We start from the raw sequence: 13724 nt of genomic DNA, 5'->3' as shown, positions 1-13724 counted from the left end.
TTATCTCAACTTTTTTTTGAAAATTGCAGGATTTCCCGCATATAAACAATAATCTGGTACAGGTTTATTAACCACACTACCAGCTGCTATAATGGAACATTTACCTATTGATACACCCGGTAATATTGTAGAATTAGCTCCAATCCAACAACCTTCTTTTAAAGTAATTTTATCATTATATCCTGTACCTGCAGCTTTATGAGGTAACATATCAACTTTATGGGTACCCGTGAAAAGTTTTACAAAAGGAGCTATATCAACATTTTTCTCAATCAGAAAATCACCATTTCCTAAAAATGCCACTTTATGCCCAATAAATGTGTTTTCATGAATTTCAATATTACATTTTCCACTTATATATATATTAGATACGATTCTCACATTTTCAGATACCTTAAATCCACATAAATTAAATATAAAAACTTTTGTTTTATAAAATCTTGTTAAAGGTAACACCTTAAAAAACAACAATAATAGTCGAAACACAATATTATTCCTCATAATTCACCTTAAATACCTTGAAAAAATTATTGCGCATAAGTAAGCAATACATATTATTATAAAAGGTGAAATATATAAATCAAAAAAATACTCCTTTGTAATAAATAAAGTTAAAAAAGGTATTATAAACCCCAAAAACCATAACAAATGAATAAAAACAACATTTCTTGTATTGCTATTTCTCATATACTCATTGATTTTATCAACAAATAATACATATAATAATGAACTTAATGAAATATAAATTATTTCAGTATAATCTATTAATTTTAAATAACTAAAATTATTGTATTTTAAAGAAAAAACAACAATGTCAATAATAACTATAGAAAAAAAAGATAACATTATATTCAAATTATTCTTTTCTTGAATTTTAAATATTTGCCTAAGAAAAATTACTGCGATTACTGAGGGAATAAAGGTTAATACATTTCTCAATTGTAGTCCCAAGTTAAATTTAGATAATTCTTCAATTTCCTTAAAATAATTAAATAAATTAATAATTAATGCATTCGCTGGCACTATCATAAATCCAGCAAAACTTATAGGTATCATAAATTTTAAAATTTCTTTTATATCCTCAATAAGAATTTCTGATTTTAGAATTTCTGGAATGTCAGCATTAAATAAAAAGAAGATTAAAAAAAATAAACTTTCAAAAATAATAGAATAACTATATATTTCAAAAAGATTAAAATTAGATAAAAAAATAAGAATTAATATAAAAATAGAAACTAAAAATGAAATTAATGATAGTTGTAAGTATTTTTCTTTAAAATTTAAGTAACCTTTAAAAAATACTATATGAATTAAAGTTGCTACAAGGAAGGAAAAATAAAATGGATTATTTATCAAAGCCATTTTTTCAATATAAACATATGAAATAACAGAAAATATTATAGATAAAATTATAGAAATTAATAAAAATGATTTTAATAAATTATAAAAATTTCCACTATTCTTATTTTTTGTCAGAATAGCAATTGAGGAAGATAATATACCCATTGAGCCAATAGACTGAAAAACTATTAACATAGTAATAAGTGAACTATATACAGCAAATAATTCTATATCATTCAAGGAATAGCTAAATATTAGAAATAGAATTATTAATCTATATAACCCTTGACTTAAACTTGAAAAAAAACTATTCATTAAAAATAATTTTCCCATAATTTATTTTCCAGATATAAAAATTAAATAAAATACTAAAGAAATAATTCCACCGATCCCTGTAATATATCCTTCACTAAATGACATAACTAATATTGTAAAAAAAGCAAATAAAGATTTTTTATCTAAATTTTTAATTCTTATAATGAAAGCTGTAATGAGAAATAATGAACCTACAATTCCTCCCATTGATAAAATATCAGTGTAAGATGTTTCTGAATGTAGTCTAGCGGTAGGATCGTCTTCGTTTTCCACAACCCCTACTCCAATTATAGGATTAGAAGCAAAAGCATTTAGCTGTCTATCTATCATTTCACCTCTGATACCTAGTTCTAAGGATCGGAAGGTTATCATTTCCGAAAAACTACTATTAATAATTAATAATAATCCTATAACTACTATTATTAAAATAGCAGTAGACTCAATCAATGATTTTATATTTTTTAAATTCGATAAAAATATTAAAATACAACCAACTATTGATGAAACTAACCCCCCTCGCGATTGTGTCAACAGTAAAATTATTAAAAATAAAAAAAGAAAGAAAATTTCTTTATAATTTCTCTTTTTTTCAATTAGTATATTATAAAATATCAAAATTATGGATAATGTCGCTAAGCCTGCTACAATATTTGTGTTTTGAAGCCAACCACTAAACCTTCCCATTATATAAAACTGATTAAAAAATATTAATGGAATAAATGTTATGAAAGTTAATTTTGAAAATATTAAAAACTCATCTATTATAAATTGTGAATTTGATTTATGTAAAGAAAATCTAGGTAGAAAATAAAATACCAATGCAAATATAAATGGAAATGCGTATTCTAGTATTTTAGAAGTAAATCCATTTTTAAAAATACTAGAAATTAATATTATACATACAAAACCAAAATAAAATAATACTGAATAGTTTTTCTGTAACTTAGTTTTTTTACTTAATAAAAAACTTAATAAAATAAAAAAAGCCAACATTACCCATTTCAACAAAGTAAAAAACTCTGCTAAAATAGGAAATATACTAAATGATAATGCAAAGACTAAAAATAGCGTAAATACTAAAGTCTTTAATAGATCTTCATATTTTACTATCATATTTATATTTTACTTGCTATTAGGTCATATATTATTTCTGAATTCTCTCTAAATCTAGAATGGGAAACCAGAAGTATTTTTATATCTGATGCTTTACTTGTAACTATATCTACCAATTTGATACTTGATGGTAAATTTTTAGGAAGTTTTTTAATATTAGGCTCAATCGCTAAAATATTTAGCCCTTGCTCCGCTAGTTTCTTAGTAATCTCTAAAGCTGGGCTTTCACGTAAATCATCAATATCTGGCTTAAATGCCAAACCATAGCAAGCGACTGTTACATCCTTAATTGTTTTTTCAGGGTTCGCTTGCAAAAACTCAGCAATTTTAATTTTAACTTGATTAATGATCCATTCAGGCTTCGCATCATTCACTTCACGAGCAGTGCGGATTAAACGCGCTTGCTCAGGTGTCTTCGCCACAATAAACCATGGATCAACTGCAATACAGTGACCGCCTACGCCTGGCCCAGGTTGTAAGATATTGACACGCGGATGACGGTTTGCTAACGCAATCAATTCCCAAACATTAATATCTAACTTATCGCAAATTACAGATAATTCATTGGCAAAGGCAATATTCACATCACGGAAAGAGTTTTCTGTCAGCTTACACATTTCGGCTGTGCGCGCATTTGTTTCAATACAGCCACCTTGTACAAATATTTTATACAAGTCACTCGCTGCTGTAGAACAAAGTTTTGTCATACCACCAATAATGCGGTCATTACTAATAAGCTCTAACAACACTTTACCCGGTAAAACCCGCTCAGGACAATGAGCAATACGGATATCAGATGCTTCGCCTTCTTGCTGTGGAAAGCTTAAATCTGCACGTGCTTCGCTCAACCATGCAGACATTTGCTCAGTTGCGCCAACAGGTGAAGTAGACTCTAAAATGACCAAATTGCCTTTGGCCAAATAAGGTGCAAGTGCTTTTGCTGCTGCTTCAATATATTTTAAATCAGGTTCATGATCATCTTTAAATGGCGTAGGCACAGCAACAATATAAGCATCAGCTTCTACAGGTGTGGTTTGCGCAGACAACATGCCTTTTTCTACAACGTCTTTAACCAACGCGTCTAGGTCAGGTTCTACAATATGTACTTTACCTTGGTTAATCATGTCTACTGCGTGCTGATTCACATCAACACCTGTAACTTTAATCCCATGCGCCGCAAATGTCGCAGCAGTCGGCAAGCCGATATAACCCAAACCGATGACACAAATATGTTCAAATTTATTATTCATAATACGACTTACACTAACTCAGTTATTCTTTAAAAATTCAATAATTTGTTGACAAGATGTGCCATCACCATATGGGTTATGGGCTTCTGCCATTTGGTTGTATAACGCGGTATCTTCAAGTAATTCAGAGACAGATTTTTCAATGATCACAGCATCTGTACCTACCAATTTTACTGTTCCTGCATCTACCGCTTCTGGACGTTCAGTCGTATCACGCATTACCAATACAGGCTTACCTAAAGAAGGTGCTTCTTCTTGAATACCGCCAGAATCGGTCAAAATTAAATAGCTGTGATTCATTAAATAAACAAAAGGCAGATAATCCTGCGGTGCAATTAAATGAATGTTTGAAATACCAGATAACAGCTCATTTACAGGTTTTTGCACATTCGGATTTAAATGTACAGGATATACAATTTGTACATCTGAATATTTTTTCGCAATATTTGCCAATGCTTGGCAGATATTTAAAAAGCCTTGACCAAAGTTTTCACGGCGGTGGCCTGTCACTAAAATCATTTTTTTGCTTTGATCTAAAAAGCTGAATTGCGATTTAAAATCAGCAATAATTTTATGATCAGTTTCTACTTTTTCTTTAACATTCAGCAATGCATCAATTACGGTATTACCCGTAATAGTAATATTATTTGGATTAATATTTTCTTTAATTAAATTATTATAAGAAGATTGTGTAGGTGCAAAATGATAATTAGCAAGTGAGCCAGTTAGCTTACGGTTTGCTTCTTCTGGCCATGGTGAGTAAATATCACCTGTACGTAACCCAGCTTCCACATGACCAATCTTCACTTTGTGATAATACGCCGCTAAAGATGCTGCAAATGTTGTTGCTGTATCGCCATGAACGAGCACTACATCTGGCAACCATTCAGCAAAAACGCCTTCAAGCCCTTTAAGTACGCCAGAAGTCACGTCAGATAAAGTTTGACCAGGCTTCATCAAATTTAGATCAAAATCAGGTTTTAAATTAAATAATTCTAACACTTGGTCTAACATTTGACGGTGTTGACCGGTAACACAAACCTTTGTTTCAAAAAAATTATTATTTTCTTTCAACTTTATAGCTAAAGGTGCCATTTTTATGGCTTCAGGACGTGTACCAAAAACCAGTAAAATTCTTTTCACAAACTACCCTTAAATTCAATTATCGATATAAAAATGTTTTAACTTACTTAACTATTCTATCAATTTTCAAATTCCATTAAAATGCTATAAATGTTGATTTATATTATTTTTTGGCTGATTTAAAACCACTAACATATTGAGATAACAATATGTATAGTTTTTTTGTTTCAATATCATTGTTATAAATACTAATCAACTCATTAAAAGCATTTAAGATAACCGCATAAGATCTATAATTTTCAAATGATTTTAAAATCCGCTCATGCCCAGTTTTCTCTACATTATCCGAATCAATCAACAACTCTTCATACAATTTTTCACCCGGACGTAGACCTGTAAATTGTATCTCAATATCACCTATACCATTTTCATCGATTGCTCGAAAACCACTTAAACGAATCATTTGTTTAGCTAAGTCTATTATTTTAACTGGCTCGCCCATATCAAGCAGAAATACATCACCGCCTATCCCCATTGCACCTGCCTGAATCACGAGCTGAGCTGCTTCAGGAATCGTCATAAAATAACGCGTGACTTCTGGGTGCGTTACTGTAACAGGCCCGCCTTGAGCAATCTGCTTTTTAAACAAAGGAACAACAGATCCCGAAGAACCTAATACATTCCCAAAACGGACAATACTGATTTGGGTGTTTGGATGTGTCGATGCCAAGCCCTGACAATACAGCTCTGCCATGCGTTTAGAAGCACCCATGACATTGGTTGGACGCACAGCTTTATCAGTTGAAATTAAAACAAAAGTTTCAACATTTTGATTCACTGCGGCATCGACACTGCGCTGTGTACCAATGGACGTATTATAAATACCTTCAAATGGGTTTGCTTCAACAAGTGGTACGTGTTTATAAGCCGCAGCATGATATACGGTCTGTACCGCATACTGTTGCAATATACGTTCCAGTTTTGACTGATTGGTGACAGAACCAAGCACAGGTACAACAGACACATTAGATGCCTGTAATTCACGGTCGATTGAATACAAAGCAAATTCAGACATTTCAAACAACACGAGCATTTTCGGCTGATGCTTCACGATCTGACGGCATAACTCCGAGCCGATCGACCCCCCTGCCCCAGTTACCATGACCACTTTATTTTTAATATTCTTTTCTAACAATTCAGCTTTAGGCGGTACAGGATCGCGCCCAAGCAAATCAATGATATCTACTTCACGAATATCTGAAACTTGGACTTGACCATCCACCAGTTGCGTTACCCCTGGCAGTTCCATAATTTTGACATCTGCCGTATCAAAAGACTCAATAATCTCTTTTTTCCGTGCACGACCAACGGAAGGCATGGCAAGTAATACTTCTTCAATACCAAATTTACCCAATTTGGTTTGTGCTTTTGTCGGTGAATAAATTTTTAAACCACTCAGTGACTGACCTTGTAAGGAGCGCTTATCGTCAATAAAACACACAGGCAAATAATCATCTGAACGGTTTAAAGCTGCTGCAATTTGTTGTCCTGCCAGCCCTGCGCCATAAATCGCCACACGTTTACGGCTCTGTTTTTTTGCGAAGGTTTTGAGGGTTGCGTAGCGAATGACGGCACGGCTCCACCACATGTATGAAAACAGCATAAAGCCATACATGAGCGGAATACTCATGGGAATAAAAGCGACATTCAATTTTTTAATCGTGTACAAGGCCACGATTTGAATAAATGTCCCGATTAATATCCGCAGTAAGTAGTCTTCATTAAAAGAACGGACAATTGCGCGGTAAATCCCCAGCAAAGCAAAAATAGCAATGCCACAAATACCGACATAGATATACCAAGCATCTAAGCCTTGCATGACCTGTACATTCGGACGCGCCAAACGAATGGCATACGCCAACCACATCATCAACGGTAAAACACAGATATCCATCAGCACCAAAACAATTTGCTTTTGGCGACGCGGTAATGATGCTATAGAACGGATAATGTCTTTCACAACGTGCTCGAGTCAGGTCAAAGGAATATTCGCGCCTAATATTATACGCGCTTTTCAGGTTTAGATTTTTGCGATGACTTGCGTAATAGCATCCACTGTTTTTTGCATGCTGGCATCCGACAATGTTGGATGTACAAGGAACATCAAACTGCTTTCACCGAGTTGTTTTGCTTGTGGCAATGATTGTTTTGGACGCCACGCTGTGCCATCAAAGGCTTTTTCTAAATACACTTCTGAGCATGAACCGCTAAAGCATGGAACAGCTTGAGATGAAATTTCCGCCATGATGCGGTCACGTGACCAGCCGTCGGGTAAAGCATCAACATTGACTTGCACATAGCATTTATAAGCGGCATGTACATAATCGTTTGACGGTTTCGCTACGGTAAAATAAGGGCTACTTTCAAATACGGCTTGGATACGCGCCATATTAGTATTACGTTTTGCCGTCCATTCAGACATTTGTTTGAGTTGCAGACGACCAATCACAGCTTGCATTTCCATCATACGCCAATTGGTACCAAATGAATCATGCAACCAACGGAAGCCCGGTGGATGTTGCTTGTTATACACGCTATCAAAGTTTTTACCGTGATCTTTATACGACCACATTGTTTTCCACAGACTCTCGTCATTGGTAGTGACCATACCGCCTTCACCACCCGTGGTCATAATCTTGTCTTGGCAGAATGACCACGCCCCAATATGACCGATGGAACCAGCTGATTTTCCTTTATACATCGCGCCATGTGCTTGGGCGCAATCTTCAATCACGAAGATGCCTTTTTCCTCAGCCAATTGCATGATCGGATCCATATCACACATCCACCCTGCCAAATGCACACAAATAATGGCTTTGGTATTTGGAGTGATGACTGCTTCAATTGTACGGCGTGAGATATTCTGTGAATCCAGTTCAACATCAGCAAAAATAGGATTGGCACCTGCGGTGACAATTGAACTTGCTGAAGCCAAGAAAGTCCGTGAAGTGACAATCACGTCATCACCTGCACCAATACCCAAAGCTTTGAGGGCTAAATCGAGTGCCACTGTACCATTGGCAACGGCAACTGCATGTTTGGTTCCTGCAAACTGTGCAAATTCCTTTTCGAATTCACGGCATTCCTGACCTGTCCAATAATTTACTTTATTGGATAATAGGACTTTTGACACCGCATCGGCTTCTACTTGGGTAAAGCTTGGCCAAGGCTCAAATGCACTGTTTAACATGGAGTTTTCCCAGTCTAAAAATCGAGTTTAAAAATCTATTTTGAAGTCAGAATTCGGGCGGGATTACCCACCACGGTGACGCCTGCGGGTACACTTTTGGTCACGACAGCACCCATACCCACAATCGCACCTGCACCAATCACTAAAGGCTGATCAGGTGTGCCCTGCTTAATCATCGCACCCGCACCAATATAGGCATGTGCATGTATATGAATATTGCCGTTACATTTTACGCCTGGTGCGAAAGTAACGAAATCCCCAATCACACAATCATGCTCGACATAACTGTATAAATTGGCATGAAAACACTTGCCGATTTTGACATTTGAGCCAATGGTGACAAAGGGACTCAAAGCAGAACCTTCAGCGAGTTCTATCTGATCCATTAAAACCACATTGTCCGCAGTGATCGACCAAAGCTGAATGCCATCCGCTTCTAAACGCTGAGCGATTTTTTCACGCACACGACTATTGGCAATCGCAATTTGCACGTATTTTGTCGATGCAAATTCATTTAGAAACGCTTGGTAATTCATGGCACGATGACCATTGACTGAAGCAATGTCTGTTAAAGCATCATCGATAAAGATAATTTCAGACGCATCACCTTGACGTGCCAATTGCTGACGCGCGACAGGCATCAGGCTACGCCCACAACCTGAAGCCCCATAAATAGCAGAGAGTGTTGTCATTATTTTTGTTCCGGTGTGCCGGTAAATTTTGTCATGGTTGCCTCGCCTTCAGCACTAATATCATCCTTGGCAATCACTTTTTTCACGGTTTTTAGCATGATTTTAAAATCGAGCCATAAAGACTGATTTTCCACATACCACGTATCGAGTTCAAACTTTTTTTCCCATGAAATGGCATTACGACCATTCACTTGAGCATGTCCTGTGATGCCCGGACGCACACGATGACGCTTGGCCTGCTCACGATTATAGAGCGGTAAATATTCCATCAATAATGGTCGTGGTCCGACAATACTCATATCGCCTTTAATCACATTCCACAGTTCAGGCATTTCATCCAAACTGGTGGCACGAAGCATTTTACCAAATGCGGTCAGACGCTCACTGTCTGGTAATGGATTGCCTTCTAAATCAACAGCATCTTTCATGGTGCGAAACTTCACCATTTCAAACGGCTTGCCATGCAGACCCGGACGTACTTGACGGAATAAAATAGGAGAACCTAAATTCTTTTTCACCTTATAAGCCACCAAAGCATAAATAGGAGACAGCAGCACCAGCGCAGATGATGCAATCACAATATCCAATAAGCGCTTTAACATGGTTCACTCTTAAGATTAGATGAAGATGGGGAAATGGTATCCATTTCTAGCAATGATTATACCCTGTTCGAGACCATCAGATTTGTAAAATATTTCAACCGTCAAAGGGACTCAAGTAGTGCCCATTCCAAAAGATCCCGAAAATATAGTCGTTTAGAGATCGGTCCAACGACGATTGACTGCATGACCCGGGTTATTCATGCTGATCACCTTCGCGTAGTTTCCTACCGCAGTTGCATTTTCAGGAATGTCTTTCGTCACAACGCTGCCCGCACCGATAGTGGCATTATTGCCAATTTTTACATGCTCAATAATGCAAACATTCGGCCCAATATAAACATTGTCACCAATTTCTGCTGCTTGACGGCCACCATTGGCGCCAATGGTGGTAAATTGCGACAAATTCACATTATTGCCAAGCACAGTCGTAGGGTTAACAACCAGCGGCCCGCCATGACCAATAAACAGACCATATCCAATTTGAGTTGTGGTATGAATATCTATGCCGTACTGCTTTTTTTTATAATAATAAATCGGATAAGCCAACTTTGCCCAAAATGATTTTGCACTGGCCAAACGCAGCCAAAATGAAAAATTAAAACCACGATTGAATAAATAAGTTTTCAAAAAGGTTTTCAAACTGACATGACCGGTATAACGGTATAAATCACTTTTTATATATTTTAGAGTCATCTGGATCGCCTCTTAAATTGGTGAATCGCCTTTAATGGATACCCATTTCAGCCAGCATATGCTTATTCACTTGATGCACATCATATTTATTCAGCGCAATTTCCCGCGAACGCTTTCCCATATACTCAGTCAGTTTTGGATCTTCAATAAAGTATTGCATGCATTGCACCAAATCATCTACAGACTTCACTCCGACCAAATAACCATTCACACCGTGCGATACCGTTTCACGACAACCTGGTGCATCGGTGGTAATAATCGCCCGCCCCATAGCCATCGCCTCTAATACCGTACGTGGCGTGCCTTCACGGTAGGAGGGCAACACGTAGACCGAGCTTTCCGCAATTGCAGGACGGACATCACTGAGTTTGCCCCAATATTTGAGGCGATCATCGGCAATCCATTCATCGAGTTCGGCTTGAGAAATAGCTGATGGATTATCATCAATCCAACCGACCAAATGAAACTCAGCATTAGGATATTGTGCTTTGATGAGCCGTGCTGATTCTGCATATTCACGTACGCCTTTATCACCCAAAAGCCGTGCAATGAGTAAGAATGAGGCTTTGACTACGCCTGCATCATCGTTTGGTAAAGGCATAACATCAAAATCCTGTACATTCACCCCTGAACCATTCACCACCACCGTCGGCTTTTCGACATCAAGCAAATGCATGTCTTGGAACAGCTTGAGATCATCTGGGTTTTGGAAAAAGACTTTGTCACTATGTTTTAAGGCTTGTGCATATAAACCATGCACCATTTTTTGGAACAGACTGCGCTTGCCTGATTCTACATTTTGAAAGGCGTAGCCCAAACCTGTAATGAGTGCAAAACGATGTGGGACTTTCGCTAACCACGCTGCTAATGTGCCGTAAATCACTGGCTTAATCGTATAGGACAGTACATAGTCAGGTTGAATGTGACGGATGTTTTGATACAGATGTTTCAGTAGTTTTAAATCTGCCAATGGATTCGTACCAGTGCGTTGCATCGGAATTTCATGCAGGTGATAGCCCAAAGCTTGGAGTTTTTGCTGTTCCTCAGGAAAGTCTAAAAACTCAGGCCCCATGATATGAATTTCATAACCTTTAGCTGCAATGGCTTCTAATAATTTGCCACGGAAATTCAGTACCGATGGTAAAAAACTACTAATCATTAAAAACTTCATGCCTGTTGGCTCCACACCTGCATATATTGACCGCTGACGGTTTCGATACTGAAATTCTGTTCAACCCGTTCACGAGCCGCTTGTTTTAAAGCTTGTTTTTCTGCTTCTGTTTTTTGTACATAAGCCAAAATAGCATCTGCCAAGGCTTGTGCATTGCGTGGCGGCACAATTGATCCTAAGTTCTGCACAATATATTGTGCATCCCCCACATCGGTACTAATACAAGGCAAACCTGATGCCATCGCTTCTACCAAGACATTCGGAAAACCTTCGGTAATTGACGTCATCAAAAAGGCATCTATCGACTGATAAAAAGCAGGCATATCTGAGATTTGATCTAGTAAATGGACTTTTTCGGCATCTAATTGATACTGCCTAAATAAAGCTTTGACGTCCACATTCTCGAAACTCGCCCCGCTACCTGCAATTTTAAAGATGATGTTCTCATCTTTCAGTAAGCCCATGGTTTCAAATAAATATGGGTAACCTTTTGCAGGATGATAACGCCCTGCAAAGCCAATCACGGTTGGCTGATGCAATTCTGGGTTCGGCTGAAATTTATCGAGAAACACCCCATTGGCGATCACTTTACAATTTGGGTTTTGAAAACCAAATGCTTGGTGCTGTTCTAATGAAGAATGCGCACAATAAATAATGCTGTTCGGTTGTTTTGATAAAATTTTACTTAAACTTAAAGCAATCTTAGTGCTAATGGATTCATCTTTCGGGGAAGCAAGCGAGTGATGAATGCCCCACACGACTTTTGGTTTTTTTGCTAAGCCAATGACGCTCAAACTGGTTAAGGCATTGGCATGGTACATCCAACATTGCACGGTTTGAGGTTGTAACTGTTTCAGCAATTTACGTAATTTTTGAATCGTACTCAGCGTATTGATACCATTCCAACCTAAGGCATAATGTGACTGACAACGATCGAGCGTGCTTTGAAAGACCTCTGAGGTTTTCATCAAACTGATGATCACGTGCTGATATTGGTTTTCAGTATATTGAATCAGACGCGCCAACATCATTTCTGCACCGCCTACCCCTGCAAAGTTGGTGATCACATGCACCATCAACGGTTTGCTCATGTTGCAGACTCCATCATGTTTAAGTACTGCCTCAATACCGTTGCTTTGTGGAATTGCTGAATATGCGCTTCAAAGTCAGCTTCTGAATAATGTACATAATCGGCAAAAATTGCCTGTTGCATGGCTTGCATCAAACCTACTTGATCATTGCATTCGACCAATAAGCCAAATTTGGCATGGTCTAAAATTTCCATTGGTCCACTTGGGCAATCGGTACTGACTACCTTCACTTTGGAAGCGAGTGCCTGAATCAGCACCCCCGGTAGACCTTCCCAATTTGAGCTTAAAACAAATAGCGACGCATATTTAAAATAGGCATACGGGTTTGAATCAAAGCCCGGTAAATCTACGACATCTTTTAAGCCCAAGTCCGATACCAAAGCTTCAAATTCAGCACGCAGTTCACCCTCACCTAAAATAATCAGACGGGTTTCAGAATGCTGATCATGTAAAGCTTTAAAAGAACGAATCAGAAAGCCAAAGTTTTTCGCTTCCGTCAAACGCCCTACTGCCAAAATCACTTTATTGTCATTATTAAAAAAGCGATGTGTGACAGATGCTTTCAGTTTTTCAAAATAGGCATCATCTAGTACAGGGTTATAAATGGTACTCAGGTTATTTTTCTTATAAGCATAATATTCACGAAAATCAGCTTCTACGCCTTTGGAGACACAAACCACTTGCTGTGCCATTGGATAAGTCCAGTTCACCAAAGTTTTTAAAATGAATTTAGCAACACCCTGTAATTTCAAATTTTTAGATGGCGTCGATACTTCGCGGAAGATCAATGCGGTTTGAACGCCTGCCAGTTTTTTCGCAATGCCTGCCACAATATTGGTATGGGTTTGCGTTGCCACCAAGCAGTCATATTGCTCAGCTTTCAGTTTCATTTTTAAGGGAGTGATGCTATTCATCACCCGACCGCAATTAAAATTCACCAATTCAATTTTTGAACTGACTTCAGGCAAGAGTTTGGCTTTATCACCTGCGACATCACACACGCCCAAATGAATATTCAGACCTTGTTCTGCAAAACTGTTCGCCAGTTGAATAACTGTACGTTCTGCACCGCCACCGCCCAAGCTTGGCAAAAAGAACATGACTTTATTCAACATATGTAGAC

At 37.4% G+C, this 13724-nt stretch carries 13 protein-coding genes; all 13 read right to left on the bottom strand.

The features are described from left to right. Positions 1-486 (bottom strand): DapH/DapD/GlmU-related protein, encoded by a 486-nt coding sequence (locus tag FTV11_RS17300; protein ID WP_373685408.1) that lies wholly within the window; start codon positions 484-486, stop codon positions 1-3. An 18-nt stretch (positions 487-504) separates the two neighbouring features. Then, complete coding sequence (locus FTV11_RS04960; RefSeq protein WP_180073513.1) at positions 505-1674, bottom strand: hypothetical protein; 1170 nt, start codon at positions 1672-1674, stop codon at positions 505-507. 3 nt (positions 1675-1677) lie between these two features. Then, positions 1678-2769, bottom strand: coding sequence for an O-antigen ligase family protein (locus FTV11_RS04955; protein WP_180073512.1), 1092 nt, complete (start codon positions 2767-2769; stop codon positions 1678-1680). Positions 2770-2771: 2 nt separating this feature from the next. After that, entirely contained in the window at positions 2772-4019 is a 1248-nt protein-coding gene (gene wecC / locus FTV11_RS04950; protein ID WP_180073511.1) for a UDP-N-acetyl-D-mannosamine dehydrogenase, read from the bottom strand. Positions 4020-4037: 18 nt separating this feature from the next. Further along, entirely contained in the window at positions 4038-5162 is a 1125-nt protein-coding gene (gene wecB, locus FTV11_RS04945; RefSeq protein ID WP_180073510.1) for a non-hydrolyzing UDP-N-acetylglucosamine 2-epimerase, read from the bottom strand. Positions 5163-5265: 103 nt separating this feature from the next. Then, positions 5266-7122 (bottom strand): nucleoside-diphosphate sugar epimerase/dehydratase, encoded by a 1857-nt coding sequence (locus tag FTV11_RS04940; RefSeq protein ID WP_180073509.1) that lies wholly within the window; start codon positions 7120-7122, stop codon positions 5266-5268. 60 nt (positions 7123-7182) lie between these two features. Further along, positions 7183-8352: a DegT/DnrJ/EryC1/StrS aminotransferase family protein gene (locus FTV11_RS04935; RefSeq protein ID WP_180063329.1), complete on the bottom strand. Its 1170-nt coding sequence runs from the start codon at positions 8350-8352 to the stop codon at positions 7183-7185. 35 nt (positions 8353-8387) lie between these two features. Continuing rightward, positions 8388-9044 carry a NeuD/PglB/VioB family sugar acetyltransferase gene (locus FTV11_RS04930; RefSeq protein ID WP_180073508.1) on the bottom strand — a complete coding sequence of 219 codons (657 nt, stop codon included), beginning with the start codon at positions 9042-9044 and terminating at the stop codon, positions 8388-8390. After that, positions 9044-9646, bottom strand: a complete 603-nt coding sequence (locus FTV11_RS04925) for a sugar transferase (protein WP_180073507.1) — start codon at positions 9644-9646, stop codon at positions 9044-9046. Before FTV11_RS04925 ends, FTV11_RS04930 begins: the two co-directional genes overlap by 1 nt. Before the next feature lie 153 nt (positions 9647-9799). Continuing rightward, the gene (locus tag FTV11_RS04920) at positions 9800-10339 is read right to left on the bottom strand and encodes a serine O-acetyltransferase (RefSeq protein WP_168379453.1); all 540 of its coding nucleotides are present in this window, start codon (positions 10337-10339) and stop codon (positions 9800-9802) included. A gap of 31 nt (positions 10340-10370) precedes the next feature. After that, entirely contained in the window at positions 10371-11510 is a 1140-nt protein-coding gene (locus FTV11_RS04915; protein WP_180073506.1) for a glycosyltransferase family 4 protein, read from the bottom strand. Then, positions 11507-12601: a glycosyltransferase gene (locus tag FTV11_RS04910; protein ID WP_180073505.1), complete on the bottom strand. Its 1095-nt coding sequence runs from the start codon at positions 12599-12601 to the stop codon at positions 11507-11509. Before FTV11_RS04910 ends, FTV11_RS04915 begins: the two co-directional genes overlap by 4 nt. Beyond that, positions 12598-13716 carry a glycosyltransferase gene (locus tag FTV11_RS04905; protein ID WP_180073504.1) on the bottom strand — a complete coding sequence of 373 codons (1119 nt, stop codon included), beginning with the start codon at positions 13714-13716 and terminating at the stop codon, positions 12598-12600. The genes FTV11_RS04910 and FTV11_RS04905 overlap by 4 nt, the downstream gene beginning before the upstream one ends. Between the last annotated feature and the right edge of the window lie 8 nt (positions 13717-13724).

This window comes from Acinetobacter sp. YH12231 (assembly GCF_013417755.1).
GTDB lineage: Bacteria > Pseudomonadota > Gammaproteobacteria > Pseudomonadales > Moraxellaceae > Acinetobacter > Acinetobacter amyesii.
The sequence above is the reverse complement of the archived record's forward strand: the minus strand, read 5'-3'. Positions and strand labels throughout refer to the sequence as shown.

Excerpts from the sequence above, each read along its gene's own strand:
- FTV11_RS04960 (WP_180073513.1), bottom strand. The coding sequence starts at position 1,674 with ATGGGAAAATTATTTTTAATGAATAGTTTTTTTTCAAGTTTAAGTCAA.
- FTV11_RS04955 (WP_180073512.1), bottom strand. The coding sequence starts at position 2,769 with ATGATAGTAAAATATGAAGATCTATTAAAGACTTTAGTATTTACGCTA.
- wecC (WP_180073511.1), bottom strand. The coding sequence starts at position 4,019 with ATGAATAATAAATTTGAACATATTTGTGTCATCGGTTTGGGTTATATC.
- FTV11_RS04935 (WP_180063329.1), bottom strand. The coding sequence starts at position 8,352 with ATGTTAAACAGTGCATTTGAGCCTTGGCCAAGCTTTACCCAAGTAGAA.
- FTV11_RS04930 (WP_180073508.1), bottom strand. The coding sequence starts at position 9,044 with ATGACAACACTCTCTGCTATTTATGGGGCTTCAGGTTGTGGGCGTAGC.
- FTV11_RS04925 (WP_180073507.1), bottom strand. The coding sequence starts at position 9,646 with ATGTTAAAGCGCTTATTGGATATTGTGATTGCATCATCTGCGCTGGTG.
- FTV11_RS04920 (WP_168379453.1), bottom strand. The coding sequence starts at position 10,339 with ATGACTCTAAAATATATAAAAAGTGATTTATACCGTTATACCGGTCAT.
- FTV11_RS04915 (WP_180073506.1), bottom strand. The coding sequence starts at position 11,510 with ATGAAGTTTTTAATGATTAGTAGTTTTTTACCATCGGTACTGAATTTC.
- FTV11_RS04910 (WP_180073505.1), bottom strand. The coding sequence starts at position 12,601 with ATGAGCAAACCGTTGATGGTGCATGTGATCACCAACTTTGCAGGGGTA.
- FTV11_RS04905 (WP_180073504.1), bottom strand. The coding sequence starts at position 13,716 with ATGTTGAATAAAGTCATGTTCTTTTTGCCAAGCTTGGGCGGTGGCGGT.